This is a genomic window from Pelagibacterium xiamenense (assembly GCF_021166475.1).
Taxonomy (GTDB): domain Bacteria; phylum Pseudomonadota; class Alphaproteobacteria; order Rhizobiales; family Devosiaceae; genus Pelagibacterium; species Pelagibacterium xiamenense.
In genome coordinates, this window is the sequence record NZ_JAJOYS010000001.1 from 1,162,496 (window position 1) to 1,185,756 (window position 23,261).

Below are 23,261 nucleotides of genomic sequence, written 5' to 3' on the forward strand. Positions count from 1 at the left end.
TCGCCCTTACGATGACTGCGCCTTCGCCCGGATTTCGCTCAGGGTCGCATCGATCGACAGCGCTTCAGGGTCGACGATGCAATGGAGGATCGCGGGGCGCCCCGCAGCCCTCGCGCGCTCGAACGCGGGCGCAAATTCGGCTGTCGTTTCAACGCGTTCGCCATGTCCGCCAAAGGCGCGCGCATAGGCGGCGAAATCGGGATTGGTGAGCGCGGTCCCAACCGCGCGTCCGGGATATCCCCGCTCCTGATGCATGCGGATCGTGCCGAACATAGAATTGTCCACGATGACGACGATGATCGGCAGATCGTATTGAATTGCCGTCGCAAATTCCTGCCCGTTCATCAAAAAACACCCATCGCCCGCAAACGCGACGACCGGCCGGCCCGGATCGAGCCGTGCGGCAGCAACCGCCGCGGGGATACCATACCCCATGCTGCCCGAGGTGGGGGCAAGTTGGGTATTGAACTGCGTGAAGCGATAGAACCGGTGCACCCAGGTGGCGTAATTGCCCGCGCCATTTGTGATGACGGTTTGAGGCGGCAAGGTCTCGCGCAAATGGCCCATGACGGCGCCCATATCGACATTATCGGTCTTGCGCAGCTTCGGCGCGTTCCACGCCTCGAACGTCGCCCGCTCGGCGGCGACGGCTTCACGGCGGATGGGCGAAGGGGGCAGGGCGCCCGATAGCGCCGCAACGAAGGCGGCAGGCGATGTAGCGATGCCGATATCGGGCTGATAGACGCGGCCCAGTTCGTCGGGGTCCGGATGCACGTGGACGAGCTTTGCGCGCGGGGTGGGGATGTCGAGGAGGGTATAGCCCTGGCTCGCCACCTCGGAAAGCCGCGTGCCGATGAGGAGCACAAGATCGGCGGACCTGGCATAGGCGACGAGCCCCGGATTGGGGCCGAGGCTGAGATCGCCGATATAGTTGGGGTGATCGGCGGAAAAGAGCATCTGCCGGCGGAACGAGACCGCGACGGGGAGCTCGAGCGTTTCGGCAACCGCGTGCATCGCCTCGCGCGCTGCGGCGGTCCACCGGCTGCCGCCGAGGATGGCGAGCGGGCGTTCGGCAGACTGGATCGCGTCGCACACGGCGGCGATTTCGGCGGAAGAGGGCGCCGGGTCGGGCACCTGATAGGCCCGCGCGTCGGCGACGGCGGCGGTTTCGGTGAGCATGTCCTCGGGCAGCGCGATGACGACGGGGCCGGGGCGCCCGCTGGTGGCGACGGCGAAGGCGCGCGCGACCATCTCGGGGATGCGTGCGGCGTCGTCGACCTCGGTCGCCCATTTCGCCATGGTGCCGAACACGGCGCGGTAATCGAGCTCCTGAAACGCCTCGCGGCCGCGCATATCGCGCGCGACCTGCCCCACGAACAGGATCATCGGGGTGGAATCCTGCTTGGCGATGTGCACTCCGTGGGCGGCATTGGTCGCGCCCGGGCCGCGCGTGACAAAGCAGATGCCGGGCCTGCCCGTGAGCTTGCCCGCCGCCTCCGCCATCATCGCCGCCCCGCCCTCCTGCCGGCAGACGGTGACCGATATCGGGGAATCGTAGAGCGCATCGAGCGCGGCAAGATAGCTCTCGCCGGGAACGCAGAAGACGGTTTTAACGCCGTGGATGGCGAGCTGGTCGATGAGGATCTGGCCGCCGGTGCGGGCTATGGTCATATCGGACCCTTGAGGTCTAGGAATATGCGCCGAGTTTGAAGGTGGATGTGCGGGGACACAAGGCCAACCGCACGATCTGAACGCATATTGCTCACGCCGGTGCGTTGAACTTATCTGCACAATATTTCCAATGAAGATTTAACGCATAGCCACTAGCCTTGCGTCCATGAGGAGGACCGAACCAAAGATTACGCGGGACACGCCGTTCCTGTTTGGCAGGGACGGCGAAATGCTGCGGAAGATTGTCGACGCTGCCGCTGTCGGCATGATGGTGTGCGCCATGGACGGCACGATCGTTTATCGCAACAGGGCCTTCGTGCGCGATTTCGGTGCAGACGTCCGGTTGGCGACCGAGTTGTTCGAAGGCGAGGGCGCGCAATTGCTCGAGCAGCTCAAGGACGTCCTGGCCGGACACCGGGACGAATATGTTGGCGAACACCGCTGCCTTTCAGCGACGGGCGCCCCGATCTGGGTTTCCGCGGCGGTGTCCGTGCTGCCCTCACAGCACACAGGCGATCCGCTCTACCTCGTTGTGCAGCTGAGCGATATCGACCGCAGAAAGCGCGCCGAAAAAGCGCTGGCCGAAAGCGAAAGCCGCTGGCAGTTCGCGCTGGAGTCGGCCCGGCAGGGCGTTTGGGATCACGACGCGCGCACCCGCTCCATGTTCTATTCCCCCATGTGGAAAAAGTTGCGCGGGTTTGCGCCCGACGAGGTTGTGGACGACTCGCGCGACGCGTGGCTCGCCCGCGTACATCCGGACGATCAAAAACGTCTCCTCGAACGCGTCGACCGGCAGAACGTGGGCGAAGACGGCTATGATATTCTCGAATACCGGGAACGCCACAGAGACGGACACTATGTGTGGATCCTGAGCCGTGGCAAACCGGTCGAGTGGGACGCGGACGGCAATGTCGTGCGCACCATCGGTACGGACACCGACATTTCGCACCTCAAAGCTGTCGAGGCCGATCTCGCCCACGCGGCGACCCACGACTCGCTGACCGACCTTCTCAACCGCCGGGCATTCAATCGCGCACTCGAAGACGTGCCCGAAGACGGCCAGCACTGTCTGCTGTTCGTTGACCTCGACAATTTCAAGCCGGTCAACGACGATTTCGGCCATGCCGAAGGCGATCGCGCCCTGATCGCCGTCGCGACGGTCATCCGTGGCGCGATCCGCAAGACCGACTGCGCGGCCCGGATTGGCGGCGACGAGTTCACCGTGCTCTTGCGCGATCAGGACCTCGCGAGCGGACAGGCGGTTGCCGCGCGGCTCAAGGCAGCGATCGCGCAGATTGCCATCGGACCGGAACCCGCAAAGCGGACGCTGAGCGCCAGCATTGGCGTCTCGGAATTCGATTCCGAATGTTCGGTCGACGCTATCTACGCGCGCGCCGACGCCGATTGCTACCGGGCCAAGAAGGCCGGGAAGGCGCGTTAGCGTCGTTTCAGGAAATAGCCGTACGCATCATAGCGACTGCCGAGCGCTTGAGCGTGCGCCCGCAAGCGCCCCCAAAGGCTGCGGCGTGAACCCCATTCGAAGCGTCAAGTCCCCAGCAGTCGCGTTATTGTCTCCGCATAAAGGCGCGGCGCGGTGTTCATGGCCTCGTGGCCCTGTCCTTCGAGCGTCTGGACCTCGACACGCGGCAGGTTGCGCGCGAGCGCATCCGTTGCGAAGGCGTCGCGCGGGCTTTCGGTCCCGACCTGAAGCAGAACCGGAACCTGCAGCTCCCTGAAGCCGACCGGATCGAACCGGTAGGCACTTAAAGCCAGAATGTCGCCAAGAGATGCTTCGGCGTCGGTGACGATAAAGGGCCATGCCCCGGCGGCACGGAGGCCGTCGATATCATCCCCTGTGAGCCCCAGAACTTCAGAGAAGAAGTCCTCCGCCAGCCCGTTCCAATCGGCATTCGCAGCCCTGAGTTTGAGCCGATCGATGACCTCCGGAGGGGTCGTATCCGGCCAGGGCGGTTCGTAGAGCACGAGCTTGCGAACCTGCCGGGGACCGTCGGCAGCAGCGCGCAGAGCCACCTGCGCGCCGTATGAGTGACCCACAAGGCAGGCGGGCTCTGCCAGCGATTGCAGGAACGCCGCGAGGTTTTCCGCCTCATCGAGAAGGGCCGGGCCGGACGTCGTCTGCCCGCGCCCGCGGCGCGCGATTGCATATACGGTAAAGTGCTCCTCCAGAGCGGGGCGCACCAGCGCCCAGTTTGTCTCATGATCGCTGAAGCTGCCATGAACCAGCACCAGCGGAGGGCCCTGTCCGGCCTTTTCGTACGAAAGTGTCGCGCCACCGGGGCAAGAAAAGACCTGCATCATATATCCAGAAGCTGGAGTGGGATGGTGCGGAGCGGCTTGGTTGCTTTAGGGGCGACGCTACAAGCGAGCCGTTAGTCTGCTTTCGACCCCGTGACATTGACCAGATTCCGTCACTCCCAACAAGTTGCCGCTAGTTCGTCGGGTAACATCTGTGGGGGCCGTTTGCGGTCTGCCATATTTCAGCATGAGTATGGATAAGCGGACGTGCTCGCCCAGTGTCCAACCGCACGTGAAATGAATTTCCAACGAAACTGGCGCTGACTGCATCTATTACTTGGAATATTTCTCCGCGGTTCTTGCCCCGTCAGTATCAACCCCTTACGTTCTTTCGTCATAGCAAGGGGCTGAACAATGGCAAAGCGTTTTCCTTGGAAGAGCAATTACCTTAAAATCCCGCCGTTTGTGCAGAGCGCACTGAATGACATTGACGGCGATCTTATCACCGTCGCTGCGACCAAGAAGATCAGACGTAGAGATATTGGCGCGGGGCAGTATAGTCACCTAGGATTGAGCATGGCCAGTTCCTCCGTCGTCGCGGCTGGTCCAACCCAACCCGCTGCCGATGCCGGAAAGTGGTCTTTGCGGAACGCATATGGTTGGGACCGCAAGCGCCAGGATTGGCCGATGGTCCAGAAGACATGGACCTTCGAGTCACCCAACTTCGGGGACGGCGCGCGTAACGGCTGGACAATGCGTTCTTGGACCAAAGACGTTTATCAGCACCAAATTTTCGAACCACAGGGCATGACCATCGAAGCTAGTGTGCTGGAAGATAGGGGCGGTGAGCAGGTCGTGGTCAAATTTGCTCTCGCACCCATGCTCAGCCGGGACATGGCCGAGTTCGACTTAATGCTGCTTTGGGCGATCAACGTCCTCCAAGAGAATACCGGCGTCACCGGCGTGTACGCGAGCCACGCGACGCGCGAGGAATACGTTTCAGCCGTTACGCTCGACTGGCAGATTTTCCCACCGGGCACCGTGGACGAAGTTGTTGCTCGCTTATTGGGATCGTCCAATCCAACGAACGCCGCCGACTTCGAGAAGCATGTTCGCGAGCGGGTGCAATTGTTCGAAGGTTTCGAGCCGATAGCCTACATTCGTGGTCAGGGCGGCTTCGGCTCATATTTCGGTGCACAGTTTGCTGACGATCTAGTCGTCTTCGAGAACCTCAGATACGGCAACGCAGTCTATTTGCTGTATCAAGATTGGGATGAAGCGTCGCAGCGGTCGCGGCTCGATCTTCTCCGCGATCAGGACGCACACTTTGATCGAGTGTTGCATACTAATGGATGGCAAGATCGGCTTATAGCGCTGCTGCACGATAAGCTCTTTGAGCGCGGCCTACACCGGAGGCGGAAGGGCTATCGGTCAAAGAGTCGCGGTCAATGACTTGCTAGAATTGTTTCGCAATTAATATCTGTCAACATCAGATGTTGCGCAGAAATTACCATTTCAAATTTCCGGCAGAATAGTCGATGAGACGGAGGGGAGAGCATATGGCCAGATGTACTGCGCCAGTAAGGGGACACCGTTCGGCGGCAGCGGCAGCCAACTGCCCCGCTTGCGGAGGTCGTTATGGTCGCTCAAGGGGATATGGCAGCTACGGCGGTTACAGTGATTACAGCAGCTATCAGCCTTCTCCTTCCACCTTTAAATCGGGTAACCCGGGCGGTGGCGGTTCGGGGTATCGCAGCTCTAAGCCGCGCTGGTCCCCTTCGAGTTCCGGGGTGTGGTACACTTCCGAAGAAGTGCGGGCACTCAGTCCTGTCCGTGAATCCGTCGAAAGCCTTGCGGTTTCAGAGCCTGATCTCCGTGACGTCTTCCTGTGCCACGCGTGGGATGACCGTCAGGGGGCCGCGAAAGACCTTCATGACCTCCTTGAAGCGCGCGGTGTTCGCGTGTGGTTTAGCGAGAAAGTCCTCGGCCTTGGCGTGCCGATGATGCGGGCAATTGACAAGGGGTTGGTGAACTCTCGCGTCGGTATCGTGCTGGTTACGCCCGCCATGTTGCGCCGTCTACCGGCAGAAGGTGTCGCGGATAAAGAGCTTTCGGCGCTTCTTCGGCGTGAGCGGCTCGTGCCAGTTGTACACGGAACGACCTACGAGGAGCTTGAGAAGGTCAGCCTTCTGCTAGCGTCTCGGGCTGGGCTGAACACTGCCGAAGAGTCGATGGCGGAAGTTGCGGCTAAGATCGCTGAGTTGGTCGCGACTTGATATGCGGGTTGCGCGGCCGAAGTCAGGACGAGGTGCCACCAGATCGCGATGGGGCTTCGATGGCAGGTTTCGCGGAGTATCCGCTGGAACCGTCTATTCCGCTTCCACAGGCGAGCGGCTTGCGGCTTTGCCCTCATCCTCCGCAATCAATAGACCGAACATAATGCAGAAAAGAACTGGGGCAGCAGGGAGCTATAGCAATCAAATCCACACAGGCAGCGCTGTCCACTTGTTTGGTCACATATGCCCGTCTTCGGGGGAGAACGATGCCGGACCTATGTGCTGGGCACGGGCCATGCGCGTAGCTCAGAGCCTGCACTGAAGCTGTCCCCATCTCCCCACCCACCCCCGCAGTGTCCAACAGTCCCCCCAATATGCTAGAAAACCACATGGTACGTCTTGCCGAGATCGAAGCGGGGCGGGAGGCGTTTGCCCGATGCAGGTGGCGGGAAGCCTATGCGCGGCTTTCCGGGGCCGATGGGGTGTTGTCTCTCGAACCGGACGATCTCGAACGGTTTGCGGCGGCGGCGTATCTTGTCGGTGAGGAGGCCGAGGCAACCGCCATCTGGACGCGCGCGCATCACGAACGCATCGACCGGGGGGAGATCGAGCAGGCCGCAATATGCGGGTTCTGGTTGAGCCTCAATTTCCTGCTTCGCGGGGAGGCGGCGCGCGGTACCGGTTGGCTGGCGCGCTCGGAGCGGCTGCTCAAGGACCGGGAGGGTCCGTGCGTGGCGCAAGGGTACGGATACGCCGTGAGGGGCCTTTTGGAGATGGGGGCGCCCGAAAGCGCCAATGCGCAGTTTCGGCGGGCCGTCGCGCTTGCCGAGCGGTTCGGGGATGCCGATCTTTTAGCGCTCGCGCTTCTGGGGTCCGGCCAAAGCCTGATCCGGTTGCACAAGAGCGCCGAGGGCGCGGCGCGGCTCGACGAGGCCATGGTGGCGGTGACGGCGGGCGACGTATCGCCGGTCTTTGCCGGTATCATCTACTGCGCCGTCATCCTGACCTGCCAGCGCATCTTCGATCTGCACCGCGCGCAGGAATGGACCGGCCAGCTCGACGCCTGGTGCGCGTCCCAGCCCGATCTTGTGCCCTATCGTGGCCGGTGCCTCGTGCACCGGTCGGAAATTCTGCAGTTGCAGGGCAACTGGCCCGGGGCGCTCGATGAGGCGATGAAGGCCCGCGCGCACCTTGCCGGCAGGTCGGCGGCAGAGGTTGGACACGCGTGCTACCAGCTGGGCGAGCTTCATCGGCTTCGCGGCGCGTTCGATAAGGCCGAAGAGATGTACCGTCAGGCCGGGCTGCACGGCTATGAACCGCGCCCCGGCCTCTCGCTGCTGCGTCTGGCGCAGGGCGAGCGCACGGCCGCCGCCGCTTCAATCCGCGAAGCGGCGGGGGAGGCGCGGTCCGCGGACCCCAGACTGCTCGGCCCGTGCGTCGAGATCCTGATCGCCGCGGGCGATCTCGAAGCCGCACCGGCCGTCGCCGACGCGCTGGCACACACGGCCGCGACCCTCGACGCGCCGTTTCTGCGCGCGATTTCGGCCCAGGCAACCGGTGCTCTCCGGCTGGCAGAGGGGGCGGCGGAACTGGCGCTCGCGCCCTTGCGCGAGGCATGGGGGCTCTGGCAGCAGCTCGGCGTGCCTTATGAAGCCGCGCGCGTGCGCGTGCTCATGGGGCGGGTGTGCCAGCGGCTCGGCAGTAACGAGGATGCGCACATGCATTTCGAGGCCGCACGGGCGGTTTTCCGCGATCTGGAGGCTGCGCCCGATCTGGCCGCGCTCGACAAGCTCATGGCGGGCGGCGGCCCGGCGGGGCTTTTAACGGACCGCGAACGCGAGGTGCTGGCGCTCGTCGCGGCCGGCGAGACGAACCGGGGGGTCGCCATCGCGCTGGGCATCAGCGAACACACAGTCGCGCGCCACGTGAGCAACATCTTCGACAAGCTCGGGGTATCGTCGCGAACCGCGGCCAGCGCCATCGCCCACAGGGACAAGCTCGTCTGAGCGGCACATGGTCAATTCTCACCACAGGGCCGCCGACGCCGCCTGGTGAATACGAGCGATGCGGCGGCGCGCTCTCCTTTCTACGGTACGTGGCGTTCCGAGCAAAAGGAGGAGAAAATGACCGAGCAAGTTTACGGCAAGTCCTTTGCCGCCAACCCCGCGGAGAATTACCAGCGCTATTTCGTACCATCCATAGGCGCGCCGGTCGCGGACGATCTGATGGCGGCCGCAAAGCTGCAGCCGGGCGCGCGCGTGCTCGATATCGCGTGCGGGACCGGCGTTGTGACCCGGCTCGCGGCGGAGCGCGTCGGCGCCTCCGGCGCCGTTACCGGGCTCGACATCAGCCCGGCCATGCTGGCGGTGGCCCGGTCCCGGACCGCGCCCGGCGCATCGATCGACTGGATTGAGGCGAGCGCGGAAGCGATCCCGCTCGAGGATGAGGCGTTCGACGTCGTCTTCTGCCAGATGGGGCTTCAGTTCGTTTCCAACAAGCTCGCCGCGTTACGCGAAATGCGGCGGGTGCTGGATGCGGGCGGACGGGCGTTTGTGACGGCCCCCGGTCCCAAACCGCCCCTCTTTGCGATCCTCACCGACGCACTGGCCCGGCACCTGAGCCCCGAGGCGGCGGCGTTCGGCGATCTCGTCTTTTCGCTGCACGATGTCGATGAACTGACCGAACTCATGCGCGGCGCCGGGTTCGCCGACATCGACGTCACGGCGCGGCCCAAGACCCTACGTCTTCCCGCACCGGCCGATTTCCTGTGGCAATATCTATACAGTACGCCCCTCGCAGGCGCGGTCGCCGAGGCCGGGCCGGCAAAGCGCGAGGCGCTGGAGCGCGACGTCTGCGAGCGTTGGCAGGACTTCGCGGCCGATGGGTCGACGGCGCTCGACGTCGGCGTGACCACGGCGACGGGGACGAAATAGGCGAGGTGTATTTTGCGACGGGAGAGGAGCGGGGGCGGCGTTGACAACATGAAGGTCTTCATGCCCTATACCGCCGTCGCAGGTTCCCCGGCGGTTCACACCAACGGGGATTAAAAGGGAACACGGTGCGACGTACCCATCAGGGCGCAATACCGTGGCTGCCCCCGCAACTGTAGGCGGCGAGCTCCTTCGAGATACCACTGGCAACGCAGCCGGGAAGGTCGAAGGCGCATTGAGCCGCGAGCCAGGAGACCTGCCGCGACGTTCACTTCAACCCGGCCGGGGTGTGCCGAGGGGACGTAGATGGCGCTCGACGACATTATCACAGCTTTGTGCCTGATCGGTTCTCCCGTTATCCCCGGCCAATTGGCGGAGACGGGCGATGGACCTGGCACAGCAACTCGTCGGCGCTAGACCCGCGCGCCTCGACGCCCGGGGTCTGAGTTGGGGACCCGCCGGCGGCGCCCCCATCATCACCGATATCAACGTCTCGGTCGCGGCCGGCGAAATGCTCGCGGTGGTCGGCCCGAACGGTGCCGGCAAGTCGAGCCTTCTGCGCTGCCTTTACCGCTTTCATCGCCCGACCGCCGGCACGGTGCGGCTCGATGGCGACGACATCTGGGCCGTGCGGCCGCGCGCTTTGGCCCGCCGCGTGGCGACGGTTCTCCAGGAGTCCGCGTCCGACTTCGGACTGACGGTCGCCGAGATCGTGGAACTGGGACTGACGCCCCATGTCGGCCGCTTCAGCACGCCCAGCTACCGGCCCATCGAAACGGCGCTGGCGCTGATGAACCTCACCGATTTTGCCGCACGCAATTTCGCCTCCCTCTCCGGGGGCGAAAAGCAGCGGGTGATGATCGCGCGGGCGCTGGTTCAGAAGCCGGACCTCATCATTCTCGACGAGCCAACAAACCACCTCGACATCCGTCACCAGCTCGAGGTGCTGGACCTCCTCTCGCGGCTTCCCACTACGGTGATCGTGTCCCTGCACGACCTGGCTCTGGCGTCCGCACATGCCGACCGAGTGCTGGTGCTCGAAGACGGTAAGCAGATTCAGTTGGGACAGCCGCTCGACGTGCTGACACCGGAGACTGTCCGTCGAACTTTCGCGGTCGAGGCTGCCATTGACAGCCATCCGTCCACCGGCCGCCCCCGGTTTTCCTTTCATCTCGATCGCAACGCTTGAAGGAGTTCATCATGCGCTTCGTCTCCGCCGTCCTCGCGCCGGCGCTTCTCGCCGCTACCGCCGTTTCGGCGCAGGCCCATCCCGTTACGGTCCAAAGCTGCGATCGCACCGTCACCTTCGACGCCGCACCGACACGGGCGGTGGCAAATGACGTCAACCTCACCGAGATGATGCTCGCGCTCGGCCTCGCCGACCATATGGTCGGCTACACCGGTATTTCGGACTGGAAGACGCTGGACGAACGGCTTCGCGAGGAGGTGGGGGAATTGCCCGAACTCTCTCCGAACTACCCCTCCAAGGAAGTGCTGCTCGGCGCCGATGCGGACTTCTACTTCGCAGGCTGGAACTACGGCATGCGCGTGGGCGGCGAGGTGACGCCCGATACGCTGGCGGAATTCGACATCGCGACCTATGAACTGACCGAAAGCTGCATCCACATCATGGACAAGCCCAAGGCGTCCATGGACGACATGTATGTCGACCTCATCAACCTGGGCAGGATTTTCGGCGTCGAGGACAAGGCCGCCGCGCTCGTCGACGGCTACAAGCGGGAACTGGCCGACTTCACCGCCACGCTGCCGGCCGATGGGGCCGCGCCAAAGGTCTTTGTTTACGATTCAGGCGAGGACAAACCCTTCACCGCCGGCCGCTACGCCATCCCCACGGCGCTGATCGAGGCGGCAGGCGGCACCAACATCATGGACGATGTTGAATCGAGCTGGGCTGAAGTCGGCTGGGAACCGGTGATCGAGCGCAATCCCGACGTCGTGGTCATCGTCAACTATGGGGACGTCACCGCCGAGCAGAAGATCGACTTCATGAAGAACAATGCGGCCTTCAAGGACATCCCGGCGGTAGCGAACGACCGTTTCGTCGTGCTCGAATATGTCGAGGCGACACCCGGTCCGCGCAATATCGAAGCCATCAAGCGCCTCGCCGCGGCGTTTTTCCCGTCCTGATCCCAAATGGGCCGGCGCGTCTGGGCCGGCCCGGATTTACGTCATGTCACACAAACATCTCGTCGCGGGCCCGCGCCACATCATCCTGCATAACCTGCCCGCGCTGGTGGCAGGGCTGGTGCTCGTGCTCCTTGCCGTGATGATGGCGGGTGTCAGCGTCGGCGCCGTCGGCATTCCCCTCAATGTCGTCTGGGGCGTCATCGTCAACCACCTTGCACCGGGCAGCGTCGAGGTGACCTGGTCGGCCGGGCGTGACAACATCGTCTGGGAGGTGCGGCTGCCGCGCGTCATCCTGGGGGGCATCGTCGGAGCGACCCTGGCCGTGGTCGGCGCGGCCCTGCAGTCGGTCACCCGCAACCAACTCGCCGACCCGCATCTGCTGGGCATCTCCTCGGGCGCCGCGCTGGGGGCGATTGTCGTTCTGCTCCATACCGGCATGTTCCTCGGGCTTGTCACCGTGCCGCTCTTTGCGTTCGTCGGCGCGCTCGCGACGACGGCGATCGTGGTCGGTGTCGCCAGCTTCACCAAGGCAACCGATGCCAGCCGGCTGGTGCTGATCGGGGTCGCCGTCTCCTTTGTCGTGACGTCACTGGGGAGCCTCGGCATATTTCTGGGCGATCCGCGTGCGGCCCATACCGTGATCTTCTGGATGCTCGGTGGCCTTGGACTGTCACAATGGGAACAGCTGCCTTACCCGCTTGCGGCCCTGGCGGCGGGCAGTGCCTACCTCATGTTCAACGCCCGCAATTTGAACGCCATGACGCTGGGCGATGAATCCGCAACGGCGCTGGGCCTGCCCGCCTCAGGCTTCCGCATCGTGGTCTTCATCGTCTGCGCGCTGCTGACCGGCGCCGCCGTTGCCTTTTCGGGCGTCATTTCCTTCATCGGCCTGATGATCCCGCATCTGGTGCGCTTGGTTGTCGGCGGCGACTATCGCCGGGTGCTGCCGCTCTCGGCGCTTGTCGGGGCCATCTTTCTGGTCCTTGCCGACATGGCTGCGCGGGTCATCATCCCGCCCCAGGACATGCCGCTCGGGGTGATCACCGGCCTGGTCGGCGGCCTGTTTTTCATCGTGCTGATGCGCCGGAACGGGCGCCTGGGCTGACGCGCGGCGTGCCCTCTAACCCAGCGCCTTGAGCGTATCCTCGAGCGCCTCGGCCGCGATTGCCAGTTCGGCGTCGGGGCCGACGCTCATGCGGATGCAGCGGTCGAGGCCGGGGGCGGCGGGTTTGCGCACGAAGACGCCGCGTTCGGCGAGGCCGTTAAGGATCGCGAGTGCGTAAGCATGGTCGCGGCCGCAGTCGATGGCGACGAAATTGGTGGCCGAGGGGACGGTCGCGAGGCCCAGATCGGCGGCGAAGGCGTGGATCGTCTCGCGGGCGCGGGCGATTTTGCCGACGACTTCGGCAAGGTAGATCTGGTCTTCGAGCGCGGCCAAGGCGGCGGCCTGGCTCATGCGGGTGACGCCGAAATGATTGCGGATACGGTCGAAGCCCGCGATGACGTCCTCGTGTCCGACGGCATAGCCGACCCGCATGCCCGCAAGACCGTAGGCCTTAGAAAAGGTGCGGTAGCGCAAAAGATTGGGTCGGGCGGTATCGAAGGCCGGGAAGGCGCTTTGCGGCGCCGTCTCGCAATAGGCCTCGTCGAGGACGATGATCGTCTCCTCGGGGATCGCGGCGATGAAGGCCGAGACCTCCTCGGCGCTCCAGAGCGTGCCCATGGGGTTGTCGGGATTGGCGAGATAGACGATGCGGGTGGGGGCTTCGCGCGTGGCCACGAGGAGGTTTTCGAGCGATTCCCTGTCCTCGACATAGGGCACCGTGGCGAGCGCGGCGCCCTGCGCGGCAACGTGATAGTTGAATGTGGGGTAGGCGCCCAGCGAGGTGACGACGCGGTCGCCCGGCGAGAGGAAAAGGCGGCAGGTGAGGCCCAAAAGCCCGTCGATGCCTTCGCCCACGGTCACATTCTCGAGCCCGACGCCCAGATGCGCCGCGAGCGCGGCGCGGATGCCGTGGTTCTGCGCGTCGCCATAGGCCCAGACCTCCGGTGCGGCCGCGCGCATTTTCGCCACGACCGAGGGCGCGGGGCCGAAACCGGATTCGTTGGCGCCAAGCCGCGCCCGGAACGGCCGTCCGGTCTGCCGGACGATGGTTTCAGGGCCGACGAACGGCACGGTGGCGGGCAGCGCCTCGATGACGGGGGTAAACGGCGGTCGGGACATGGATTTCCGGCAGGCTCCTCTTGCCCCTGTGGTACACGCGTTGGGGGCGGCAGGTCCAGTGGCGCGAGGGCCGTGGGCGGATGACGCGGTGAAGGCATATCGCCTATTGCGGCGGTCCCGCGAGACACATGTCCGCGAGGACAGGCAGGGATAGATCGTGCCGACCAGCAAGATCGGCAATGATCGGTGCCAGATAAGGGCGGTCGGACGTTTTCGCCCGCAGCATGTCCCAACTGGCAGAATCCCGGAGGGTTTTCATCCAGCTGCGGCCGATCGCAACATCGGCAACGGCAAGCGCGTCCGCAAGCTTGAGGGCATCTGAGAGCAGCGTGTCCGCATGAATGCCGGTGCGATGGTCATGCGCCTTTATCGCAGTCAGGGCGTCCGAGGGTAGATCGTCATCGAGCCACGAAGCCGCTATGACCCCGTGCAGGTGGCGGGCGTCGGCGGTCTCGAAATAGTCGAGGTCGTGGCAAAGGCCGACGCTTTCCCAAAGGTTGGTATCGCCCCCGAGCCGTTCGGCGAGGCGCCGCATGAGGTAGCCGACGAATATAGAGTGGCGGGCGCGTCCGGATTTGCCCAGATACCGCTCCACCCGTTCGTGCGCCTGTTCTAACGTGATCATACTCAGAAGGGTATGCCGGTGATGGCCGCCACATCAAGAAGAGAGCTCACCCCAACGCCTCCGTGCGATAAAGCGTCACCCTGATGCCGCCATTGTCGACCGGCGCCCCGGTGGGCAGGAACGGCAGGCGGGTGGATTTGGCGAGGGTGGGGTCGCTCGTGATCAGCCCGACGCGCCAGCCGGCGAAGCGGGTCGCGAGGGTCTGGCCCAGCGCGGCGTAAAGGGCCGTGAGCTGGCCCTTGTTGCCGATGCGCGCGCCATAGGGCGGGTTGACGATGACGAGGCCCGGCGGGCCATCGGGCGGCGTGAGGGTGGAGACCGTTTGCTGGGTGAATTCGGTCCATGCCGAAACGCCGGCGCGTTCGGCGTTGGCCTGGCTCATGCGAACCGCACCGGGATCGCGGTCGCTGCCGAAAAAGCGGGATGAGGGTGCGGTGGGGGCGATCGAGGCGCGCAGGGTTTGCCAGGCTTCGGCCTCGAAGGTCGCGAGGTCCTCGAAGGCGAAGCGGCGCGAGCGGCCGGGGGCGAGGTTGGCGGCGATCTCGGCGGCCTCGATGACGAAGGTGCCCGACCCGCACATGGGGTCGAGGACGGGTTCGGTGCCGTCATAGCCGCATTGATGGAGGAAGAGCGCGGCGAGGGTTTCGCGCATCGGGGCGCGGGCGACGGCCTCCTTGTGGCCGCGCTTGTGGAGCGAGGCGCCGGAGGTGTCGATGCTGATCGTGACGACGTCGTTTTCGATCCGCGCCTTGATGACGAGCGCGGCGTCGCTGGCAATCGGCGCGCCGAGCTCTTCGGTAATCGCGGTGGCGATGCGCTGGGCTGCGGCGGCCGAATGGTAGATCTTCGACTTGCGGCACACCGCTTCGACGCGAACGGGGACGCCGGGCTTGAGGACGTCCGCCCAGGGGACGCGGCGGGCGCGCTTGTCGAGCTGGGCGAGGTGCACGGCGGGGAACGACGCGATACGCGCCAGCACGTGCCCCGCGCCGCGCAACGTGAGGTTGGCGCGCCAGACATCGGGCCAGCCGCCCTGGGTGACCACGCCGCCCGGCACGGGTCTGGGATCGGCAAAACCCTTGGCGCGGGCTTCGGCGGCGAGGGCCGGTTCGAGCCCGGGCGGGGCCATGAGGAAGATTTCGAATGGGGTATCGGTCATTGCAGCGTCAATAGCCTGATGCGGGCTGCCGCGCGAGAGGAAAGGTGGGCGAGGCCGCTACCCGCGGTATCTCAACGCCTCGACCACGAGAGCGAACGCAGGGGACGCCTGGCGCCGGTGCGGGTAGTAGAGGTGATAACCCTCGAAATAGGGGCACCAGTCGGCAAGCACTTCGACGAGCCGGCCGCTCGCAAGATGAGGCTCAGCGAGATCGTGGGGGATATAGGCAAGGCCCAGCCCGTCGAGCGCGGCACCCACCACCGGCAGGACGCTGTTGCTGGTAAACGGGCCGTCGACGCGAACCTCGAGCGCCCGGCCGTCCTTGGCGAATTCCCACGCGTAAAGCTGACCCGCCGTCGGCAGGCGGATATTGATGCACCTGTGGGCGGTCAGGTCCTGCGGCGTCACAGGCGTTGGGTGCGTGTCGAAATAATCGGGCGTGCCCACGACCGCGAAACGCCAGTCGGGGCCGATGCGGACGGCGATCATGTCCTTGCTCAGCGACTCGCCCAGGCGCACGCCGGCATCGATCCGGCGCTCGACGATGTTGGTAAAGCCGTTGTCGATCACGAGCTCGACCGTGAGGTCGGGATGTTGGCGCAGGAGCGGGACAAGGCGCGGGCGCAGTATGGTATCGGCGACATAGTCGGACGCCGATATGCGGATGGTGCCCGCAGGCTTGTCGCGCAGCGCACCGAGCGCTTCGACCTCGTTCTCGATCTCGTCGAGGTGCGGACCGACCGACCTGAGCAGGCGCTCGCCAGCCTCGGTCGGCGAGACGTTGCGCGTCGTGCGCGAGAGAAGCCGCAGCCCCAGCCGTTCCTCGAGCCCGCGTATCGTATGGCTGAGCGCGGAGGGCGACACGTCGAGCCGCACGGCGGCCTTGGTGAAGCTCCGCTCGCGCGCGACGGCGACGAAGGCGGTCAGGTCGTTGATATTGGTGCGCGGCATTACTGAGAATTCCTCACAAGTGCATGCGAACTACACCGGCTAGTCCCGTTAGTCCAGTCCGCATAGTCTCCCCCTCTAACCAATCCTGGCATCAAGGCGGCAGTTATGGAGGCCTCAATGGAAATCATCCGAGCCGGCTCCCAGCCCTCGGGCGCGGGTCCGTCCGACTGGTTCACCGGGACCGTGCGTATCGATCCACTCTTCAACCGGTTCGACGCGGCGCGCGTGCAGGGCGCGAACGTTACCTTTGAGCCCGGTGCCCGCACCGCTTGGCACACGCACCCGCTTGGCCAGACCCTGATCGTCGTGGCCGGGGCCGGGCGGGTCCAGCGCCGGGACGGTCCGGTCGAGGACATCCGCCCCGGCGACGTCGTGTGGATCCCTCCGGGCGAAAAGCATTGGCACGGCGCCGGCCCGGAAACGGCGATGACCCACATCGCCATTCAAGAAGTGCTCGACGGCAAGGCCGTCGAATGGCTCGAACACGTCACGGACGCGCAATACGGCGCGTAGCCGGACCCAGACACAACCAGGAGATACCATCCATGCGAGCAACCGTTCTTCACGGTGCCGGAGACGTCCGTTTCGAGGAGGTTCCCGAGCCGGAAATCCTCGATCCGACGGACGCGATCATCAAACTTTCGGCGACCTGCGTCTGCGGGTCCGACCTGTGGCCCTATCGCGGCCTCCAGCCTGTCGACGGTCCCCAGCACATGGGGCACGAATATTGCGGTGTGGTCGTCGAGGTCGGCAGCGCGGTCAAGACCGTCCGTCCCGGACAGTTCGTCGTCGGATCGTTCTGCATTTCGGACAATACCTGCCCCCATTGCCAGCACGGCTTCCAGTCCTCGTGCGAGCAGCGCGAATTCATGAGCGGCGCCCAGGCCCCCTATGCCCGCGTGCCGCTGGCGGACGGGACGCTGGTCGCAACCGATACCATGCCCGAGGACGACCTCATCCCGGGCCTGCTCGCGGCATCCGACGTGCTGGGCACCGGCTGGTACGCCGCCGACGCTGCGAAGGTGCAGCCGGGATCGACCGTCGTTGTCGTCGGCGATGGCGCGGTGGGCCTGATGGGTGTCCTCTCGGCCGCCCAGATGGGCGCAGGACGCGTCATCGCGATGAGCCGGCATAAATCCCGCCAGGATCTGGCGCTCGAATACGGCGCGACCGATATCGTCGCCGAACGTGGCGAGGCCGGGATCGCGCAGGTCAAGGCGCTGACCAACGGTGTCGGCGCGGACGCGGTGCTCGAATGCGTGGGGACCCAGGAATCGATGAGCCAGGCGATCCAGGTGGCCCGGCCCGGATCGATGATCGGCTATGTGGGAGTGCCCCACGGTGTCGAATTCGACGGGCAGCAGCTCTTTTTCTCGCAGACCGGTATGCTCGGCGGGCCCGCCCCGGTGCGGCGCTTCCTGCCGCACCTCATGGACCTCGTGCTGACGCGCAAGATCAATCCCGGCAAGGTCTTCGACCTCCAAATCCCGCTTGAGGACGTTGCCGAGGGCTATAAGGCCATGGACGAGCGCCGGGCTATCAAGACGCTGCTGCGCGTGTAAGATCCGCAACAGAGACGGGAGAGACGACGATGGAAAAGCGCAAACTGGGTCAGGGGCTCGAAGTCTCCGCTCTGGCGTTGGGGGCGATGGGCTACGGCAAGTCGCGCGAGATCGAGGACCGCTCCGAGATGATCGCACTCTTGCGTGCGGCTGCAGAGCGCGGGATGGATTTCTTCGACACGGCCGAAGTCTACGGGCCCTGGACCAACGAGGAAATGGTGGGCGAGGCCTTCGCGGGCATGCGCGACAAGGTGAAGATCGCCACCAAATTCGGCTGGGACATCGATCAGCAAACCGGCGAGCACCGCGGCGGGGTGAACAGCAAGCCCGCGCAGATCCGCAAGTCGGTCGAAGGCAGCCTCCGGCGGCTTAGGACGGACTACATCGACCTCTACTATCAGCACCGCGTCGATCCCGAAGTGCCGATGGAAGACGTGGCCGGGACGGTGAAGGACCTCATCGCCGAGGGTAAGGTGCGCTATTTCGGGCTGTCGGAGGCCGGGGCCGATTCGATCCGCAAGGCGCACGCCGTGCAGCCGGTCGCGGCGCTCCAGAGCGAATATTCGCTTTGGACCCGCGACCCCGAGCCCGAGATCATCCCGACGATCGAAGAGCTCGGGATCGGGCTCGTGCCGTTCAGCCCATTGGGCAGGGGCTTTCTGACGGGCAAGATCGATGCGAACGCGCAGTTCGGCGACAACGACCTGCGCAGCAGAATCCCCCGGTTTGCCCCAAAAGCGCGCGACACCAACCAGGCGCTGGTCGACCTTTTGAAACGCATCGCCGCCAGGCACAATGCGACGCCCGCGCAGGTCGCGCTGGCATGGCTTCTGGCGCAAAAGCCGTGGATCGTGCCGCTGTTCGGCACACGCAGGCTCGAGCGGTTCGAAGAGAACACCGGCGCGCTCTCGGTGACGCTGGGCGCGGACGATCTCGATGAGATCGAAACCGCGGGCATCACGGTCGAGGGCGCGCGCTATCCCGACGATATCCTGCGGCGGTCGGGTCTTTAGACCCGGACCGGGCACTTGAGCCGTTGTTATTCAGGCTCCATACCTTGCCCGGCGCCGCGCTGGCTCTCCCGGTAGCGCGATGGCGGGCAGCCTATGAAACGCTTGAAATCGTGGGCCAGATGCGCCTGATCGAAATAGCCGAGATCTCCGGCGAGATGCGCGAGGTTGATGTCGTCCTCATGCGCCAGCCGCCATGCGGCCTCCTGGATACGAAATCGCTTGATCGTCCATTTCGGTGATACGCCGACATAGTCGTGAAAGACGCGCTGGAGTTGGCGCATGCTGCATCCGGCCTCGTCGGCCAGCGCTTCGGCGCTGGTCGGGCCGTGCTCGCGCGCGGCGATGGCAATGACCGTCCGCAGCCATTGCACCGTCGCGTCAGGCGCGGGGCGCGTGCGGATCATTGTATCCTCGACGGCGGCAATCATCGCCTCGTGATCCGGCGCCGCGAGAACCCGCGCTTTGATGGCGCCCGCCGCGTCGCCGAGGACGGGCGCGGGAGAGCCCTTGTTGTCCGTGAGCGCGGTCACGGGGCCATCCAGATATGGCCGCAGCCCTCCCGCGAGGAACCGGACGCCCAGCACGCGCCCCTCGCCCTCGACGGGCCGGTCGAAAACGCCGCTTGTGGGGCCGTAGAGCGCGGCATCGCCCGCGCTTAAGACGAGGTGCGCATTGGGATAGGGCAGGACGCGCTGGGTTTCGGTCGGGCGGCCGCGCATATCCCATTCGACGATCCAGTAGTGCTCGACGAACATCGCGAGCGCCGCGCTGGGCGTGTAACGGCTCAGCCTGATCCGGTTGGCCGCACCGGCGGGGTCGACGATGCCCTTGGGGGCCTCGGAAACGATGGGCCGTTGCGCGCTGTCGCGTTTTTCCAAGTCTGAATCATCCGCGCGTGTCTTTAGGAATGCGCGGAATGAAGACATGACAGCGAAGGGATCACAAGCCATGACACAACAACGATACCGGGGCAGCTGCCAATGCGGTGCCGTCACCTATGAGGCGCTTCTCAGCCTCGACCAGGCGATCACCTGCAATTGCTCGCGATGCCAGCGCATGGGATTCGTGCTCACGTTCACGCCGCGGGAGAACTTCGATCTCAAGTCCGGCATGGAAAACCTCACGGAATACCGGTTCAATACCGGGACCATTCGGCACCAGTTCTGCAGCACCTGCGGGGTTGAGAGTTTCGCGCTCGGCGAGATGCCGGATGGCGCGCAGATCGCGGCCGTCAACGTCAATTGTCTTGAGGGTGTCGACCCCCGCGCGCTGGCGACGCAAGCTGTGGATGGACGGAGCGCGTAAGTCTCACGCCCCGGAGGCGCCGACCGGGCACGCTCGAACCCGGGCAGAGCGGCATCCGTGCGTTGAGGTTCAAGGTCAACTGGCCCGGAATGCTGCTCGTCGCGGCGGGCATCGTGATATTCCTCGTGGGATATCTCGGATTTGCCGGCTAGCGCAACGCTTGTCCTAAGCCCGCGCGGCCGTCCAGGCGACCAGTTCGACGATGACGCTGTCGAGCGCCGTGTTGAGCGCGGCGACGACGGTGGGAGCGTTGAGGCTCGATGCCGGAACGTCCGCCGAGAAGGTCTGGCTCGCGATGATGCGGCGGTCCCAGTCGTCGACCAGCCGCACGGCCAGCGACACCCGCGCCATGGCCGCGCCCCGGGACGTATCGAGCTCGAATGCACGCACGTCGGTTGCAAGGATCACTTCGGCGTCGAGCGGATCGGAGGGCGCGCCGATATTGGCGACGCCGGCATCGCGGAACGACTGCAGCATGCGGGTCTGAACCAGCCGGGGCAGCACGTCCGACCATTGCGAATCCGCGAGGTAGGAGAGCACGCCGCCGGGCTCGCGCACGACAATGCGCTCGCTGTCGTAAATCTGGATCGCATCGGGAACATCGACGATCACCGTGCGGTTCGAGCGGCGCGGCACGGCGGCCTGCGCGGCGGCGGTGAGGTCGTAGGTGGTCAGCTGCCGCGCGCCGAAACATCCGGCGAGCGCGGTGGTGAGCCCCATCGCGGAGAGAGTGAGAAACGCCCGGCGGCCGTATGTCTTTCCCATTACGCTACTTCCTCTTTACGGCCTGAAATCGCGGATCGTATCCCCGCCGAACACCAGGACCTGCGGATTGCGCTCGATACTCTGCAGGATGCGGTCGAGCCGCTGCAGGGTGCCGCGCGCATCGTTGGCAAGCGAAGTGTAGGCACCCAGACCGCGATTGGTAAAGTCGGTGATCCCCAAAGTAACCTGGTTCATCTGCGCGTCGAGGTTGTCGGACATCCGCCGGAAGGACGACGCGGCCTCCGAGAGGTCCGAAAGGAGCGTCGAGACGTCGTCGGATGCGGCGATGGTGTCCAGCCGCTCGGCGAGTTGCTGGATCGACTGGATGGCGCTGCCCGCTTCGGCAAAGAGCGATTCGCCATCCTCGGTGGCGATCATCCCGTCGATGCGCGCGATCAGCGCATCCGCGCGCTCGGCCGCGCCGTTGAGCGTTTCGGTGAGGGCGCGGGCGTTGACCATGATCTCGTCGACGTTGTCGGCATTGCTGCCCAGGGCATCCGAGAAGGTGTCGATATTGTCCATGGCGCGCGCGATGACGTCCGGATCGATCGTGGACGACGCCTGATCGATCAGGTTGAGCGTGCCCTGAAGCCCGTCGGAGACCCCTGAAAGATTGCTCGCCAGCGAACGCGCGTCGTCGAAGAACCCGTCGATATTGTCGACATTGGCTGAAAGCGACTGCGAGAAGGTACTGATGTCGTCGAAGGTCTGGCGCACCTGGTCAGGCGGGATGACGTCGACGATCTCGCGGATGTCGGCGGTGAGGTTGCGCAATTCGTCGGCCAAAGGCCCGATCTGGTCGCTGGTGCGGGTGACCGAGGAAAGAAAGTTCTCGACCCCGCCCGCATTGCTCGCGAGCGCCGCAGAGAAGGTCTCGGCATTGGCGATCGTCGCGCCGAGGCTTTCCTCGTTGGCGGTGACGAAGCTCTCGATACGCTCGAAGGTGGCGGTCGCGCTTTCGAGCGTATCGCGCGCGTTGGTGACGATGGCCTGGAAGTCCGATCCGTCCCCGGCATCGCCCACAAGGCCGGCGAGCGAGGAGGAAAGCGATTCGATGTTGGCGAGGGTGGCCGAAAGCCGGTCTTCGTTCTCGACGAAGAAGCTGTCGATCCGCGTGAACGTGCTTTCCGCGCTTGCGACGATATCGCGTGCGCCTTCCATGATGAGCTGGAAGTCCGACGGCTGGCCCTGGAGTACGGCGGCGGTTTCCCCCGGCGCCGGTTCGAGGCGGCCGGCGGCGAGGGTGCCGCCCAGAAGCTGGATATGGGCGACCCCGGTGAGCCCCTGGATTTCGAGGATGGCGCGGGTGTCGTTCATCACCGGCGCGTCGGCGGCGACCTGGATCTGCGCGAGGACCTGGCTCGGGTCGTCCGGGTTGATGCCGATCTCGATCACCTCACCGACCGGCAGGCCGTTGAAGAGCACGTTGGTGCCCGCGCCCAGGCCCGTCACCGCGCCGTCGAAAACGATCGTGTAGGGCGTGCGCGCAACCGAGGAGTCCGCCGCGCTGAACCAGTAGACGAAGCCCGCGAAGGCAACGGCAATGAGGGTCACGAACGCGCCGACGATGGCGTAGTTTGCTTTATATTCCATGCCCAGTTTGCCCCTTCTCCAGATGTCGCGCGCGCGGGCCGTGGAAATATTCGGTAAGCCACGGATCGTCCGCCGCAAGCATGTCGGGGAGGCTCCCCACCTTCAACAGCTTGCCCTTGCCCAGCGCAGCGATACGGTCGCAGACGGTCGTCAGGCTGTCGAGGTCGTGCGTGACCATATACACGGTCAACCCCAGCGCGTCCTTCAAATCGAGCAGAAGCGCGTCGAACTTGGCGGCGCTGATGGGGTCGAGCCCGGCTGTGGGCTCGTCGAGAAAAACGATCTGCGGGTCGAGCGCGAGCGCGCGCGCCAGCGCCGCGCGCTTGATCATGCCGCCCGAGAGTTCGGACGGGTAAAGGTTCTCCGCACCGGCGTCGAGGCCGACGAGGTCGATCTTGAAGCGCGCGATCTCCCGGCGGAGCGCCTTGGGGAGCCCGAGATATTCGCGCATGGGAAATTCGACGTTCTCGAGCACGGTCAGCGACGAAAAGAGCGCGCCCTGCTGGAACAATACGCCCCAGCGCCGCTCGATCTCCACCCGCTCGCGGCGCCTGAGCGCCGCATAATCGCGGCCGAGAACCTCGACGACGCCGCCGCGCATGGGCAAAAGCCCGATGATGGCGCGCAGCGTAACCGATTTGCCTGAACCCGAGGGGCCGATCACCCCGAGCACCTCGCCGCGCCTGACATCGAGGCTGAGCCCGTCGATGACGTTCTTGTCGTCGAAGCCGACGACGAGGTCCTTGATCGAGATGATGGGATCGGCGGCGGGGTTCAGCATGG

General features: G+C 65.0%; 22 protein-coding genes and 1 riboswitch. Of the genes, 12 read left to right on the top strand and 10 right to left on the bottom strand.

Annotated elements, in window-relative coordinates; translation table 11 throughout:
- Positions 1-6: 6 nt before the first annotated feature.
- Entirely contained in the window at positions 7-1,671 is a 1,665-nt protein-coding gene (locus LSG43_RS05715) for a thiamine pyrophosphate-binding protein (RefSeq protein ID WP_231801924.1), read from the bottom strand.
- A gap of 229 nt (positions 1,672-1,900) precedes the next feature.
- Here LSG43_RS05715 and LSG43_RS05720 point away from each other — a divergent pair, with 229 nt between their 5' ends.
- On the top strand, positions 1,901-3,112 hold the full coding sequence (locus LSG43_RS05720) for a sensor domain-containing diguanylate cyclase (RefSeq protein ID WP_231801926.1): 1,212 nt from the start codon (positions 1,901-1,903) through the stop codon (positions 3,110-3,112).
- Positions 3,113-3,216: 104 nt separating this feature from the next.
- On the opposite strand, the gene LSG43_RS05725 is transcribed toward LSG43_RS05720, so the two are convergent.
- Complete coding sequence (locus tag LSG43_RS05725; protein ID WP_231801928.1) at positions 3,217-3,987, bottom strand: alpha/beta fold hydrolase; 771 nt, start codon at positions 3,985-3,987, stop codon at positions 3,217-3,219.
- Between the two features lie 354 nt (positions 3,988-4,341).
- Between LSG43_RS05725 and LSG43_RS05730 the strand changes: the two genes are divergently transcribed.
- The 7 genes from LSG43_RS05730 to LSG43_RS05760 all read left to right on the top strand — a co-directional run bounded on the left by LSG43_RS05730 (position 4,342) and on the right by LSG43_RS05760 (position 12,386).
- On the top strand, positions 4,342-5,379 hold the full coding sequence (locus LSG43_RS05730) for a hypothetical protein (RefSeq protein ID WP_231801930.1): 1,038 nt from the start codon (positions 4,342-4,344) through the stop codon (positions 5,377-5,379).
- Positions 5,380-5,717: 338 nt separating this feature from the next.
- Positions 5,718-6,203: a toll/interleukin-1 receptor domain-containing protein gene (locus LSG43_RS05735; protein WP_369412445.1), complete on the top strand. Its 486-nt coding sequence runs from the start codon at positions 5,718-5,720 to the stop codon at positions 6,201-6,203.
- Positions 6,204-6,592: 389 nt separating this feature from the next.
- Complete coding sequence (locus tag LSG43_RS05740) at positions 6,593-8,209, top strand: helix-turn-helix transcriptional regulator (protein ID WP_231801932.1); 1,617 nt, start codon at positions 6,593-6,595, stop codon at positions 8,207-8,209.
- 117 nt (positions 8,210-8,326) lie between these two features.
- Positions 8,327-9,136, top strand: coding sequence for a methyltransferase domain-containing protein (locus LSG43_RS05745; RefSeq protein WP_231801933.1), 810 nt, complete (start codon positions 8,327-8,329; stop codon positions 9,134-9,136).
- A gap of 63 nt (positions 9,137-9,199) precedes the next feature.
- Positions 9,200-9,410: riboswitch (cobalamin riboswitch) on the top strand.
- Between the two features lie 108 nt (positions 9,411-9,518).
- On the top strand, positions 9,519-10,322 hold the full coding sequence (locus LSG43_RS05750) for an ABC transporter ATP-binding protein (RefSeq protein ID WP_231801934.1): 804 nt from the start codon (positions 9,519-9,521) through the stop codon (positions 10,320-10,322).
- 11 nt (positions 10,323-10,333) lie between these two features.
- Entirely contained in the window at positions 10,334-11,281 is a 948-nt protein-coding gene (locus tag LSG43_RS05755) for an ABC transporter substrate-binding protein (RefSeq protein ID WP_231801935.1), read from the top strand.
- 43 nt (positions 11,282-11,324) lie between these two features.
- Complete coding sequence (locus LSG43_RS05760) at positions 11,325-12,386, top strand: FecCD family ABC transporter permease (protein ID WP_231801936.1); 1,062 nt, start codon at positions 11,325-11,327, stop codon at positions 12,384-12,386.
- 15 nt (positions 12,387-12,401) lie between these two features.
- On the opposite strand, the gene LSG43_RS05765 is transcribed toward LSG43_RS05760, so the two are convergent.
- From LSG43_RS05765 to LSG43_RS05780, 4 genes are all read right to left on the bottom strand, one after another.
- The gene (locus LSG43_RS05765; protein ID WP_231801937.1) at positions 12,402-13,505 is read right to left on the bottom strand and encodes a pyridoxal phosphate-dependent aminotransferase; all 1,104 of its coding nucleotides are present in this window, start codon (positions 13,503-13,505) and stop codon (positions 12,402-12,404) included.
- A gap of 103 nt (positions 13,506-13,608) precedes the next feature.
- The gene (locus LSG43_RS05770; RefSeq protein ID WP_231801938.1) at positions 13,609-14,130 is read right to left on the bottom strand and encodes an HD domain-containing protein; all 522 of its coding nucleotides are present in this window, start codon (positions 14,128-14,130) and stop codon (positions 13,609-13,611) included.
- 46 nt (positions 14,131-14,176) lie between these two features.
- Complete coding sequence (locus tag LSG43_RS05775) at positions 14,177-15,289, bottom strand: THUMP domain-containing class I SAM-dependent RNA methyltransferase (protein WP_231801939.1); 1,113 nt, start codon at positions 15,287-15,289, stop codon at positions 14,177-14,179.
- Positions 15,290-15,346: 57 nt separating this feature from the next.
- The gene (locus tag LSG43_RS05780; protein ID WP_231801940.1) at positions 15,347-16,240 is read right to left on the bottom strand and encodes a LysR family transcriptional regulator; all 894 of its coding nucleotides are present in this window, start codon (positions 16,238-16,240) and stop codon (positions 15,347-15,349) included.
- Between the two features lie 117 nt (positions 16,241-16,357).
- On the opposite strand from LSG43_RS05780, the gene LSG43_RS05785 reads away from it, so the two are divergent.
- The 3 genes from LSG43_RS05785 to LSG43_RS05795 are packed head-to-tail and all read left to right on the top strand — an operon-like array spanning position 16,358 to position 18,815.
- The gene (locus LSG43_RS05785) at positions 16,358-16,753 is read left to right on the top strand and encodes a (R)-mandelonitrile lyase (protein WP_231801941.1); all 396 of its coding nucleotides are present in this window, start codon (positions 16,358-16,360) and stop codon (positions 16,751-16,753) included.
- 32 nt (positions 16,754-16,785) lie between these two features.
- A complete protein-coding gene (locus LSG43_RS05790; protein WP_231801942.1) occupies positions 16,786-17,802 on the top strand; it encodes a zinc-dependent alcohol dehydrogenase family protein in 1,017 nt (338 codons plus the stop codon).
- 29 nt (positions 17,803-17,831) lie between these two features.
- Complete coding sequence (locus LSG43_RS05795) at positions 17,832-18,815, top strand: aldo/keto reductase (protein ID WP_231801943.1); 984 nt, start codon at positions 17,832-17,834, stop codon at positions 18,813-18,815.
- A 26-nt stretch (positions 18,816-18,841) separates the two neighbouring features.
- Here LSG43_RS05795 and LSG43_RS05800 read toward each other — a convergent pair whose 3' ends face one another.
- Positions 18,842-19,693: an AraC family transcriptional regulator gene (locus LSG43_RS05800; RefSeq protein ID WP_231801945.1), complete on the bottom strand. Its 852-nt coding sequence runs from the start codon at positions 19,691-19,693 to the stop codon at positions 18,842-18,844.
- Between the two features lie 70 nt (positions 19,694-19,763).
- On the opposite strand from LSG43_RS05800, the gene LSG43_RS05805 reads away from it, so the two are divergent.
- Positions 19,764-20,120 carry a GFA family protein gene (locus LSG43_RS05805; RefSeq protein ID WP_231801946.1) on the top strand — a complete coding sequence of 119 codons (357 nt, stop codon included), beginning with the start codon at positions 19,764-19,766 and terminating at the stop codon, positions 20,118-20,120.
- A 165-nt stretch (positions 20,121-20,285) separates the two neighbouring features.
- Here LSG43_RS05805 and LSG43_RS05810 read toward each other — a convergent pair whose 3' ends face one another.
- Genes LSG43_RS05810 through LSG43_RS05820 form a run of 3 tightly spaced genes read right to left on the bottom strand, consistent with a single transcriptional unit; the run spans position 20,286 to position 23,259 of the window.
- Positions 20,286-20,885, bottom strand: coding sequence for an ABC-type transport auxiliary lipoprotein family protein (locus tag LSG43_RS05810; protein WP_231801948.1), 600 nt, complete (start codon positions 20,883-20,885; stop codon positions 20,286-20,288).
- Positions 20,886-20,900: 15 nt separating this feature from the next.
- The gene (locus tag LSG43_RS05815) at positions 20,901-22,478 is read right to left on the bottom strand and encodes an MlaD family protein (RefSeq protein WP_231801950.1); all 1,578 of its coding nucleotides are present in this window, start codon (positions 22,476-22,478) and stop codon (positions 20,901-20,903) included.
- Positions 22,468-23,259 carry an ABC transporter ATP-binding protein gene (locus LSG43_RS05820; protein ID WP_231801951.1) on the bottom strand — a complete coding sequence of 264 codons (792 nt, stop codon included), beginning with the start codon at positions 23,257-23,259 and terminating at the stop codon, positions 22,468-22,470. The genes LSG43_RS05815 and LSG43_RS05820 overlap by 11 nt, the downstream gene beginning before the upstream one ends.
- Between the last annotated feature and the right edge of the window lie 2 nt (positions 23,260-23,261).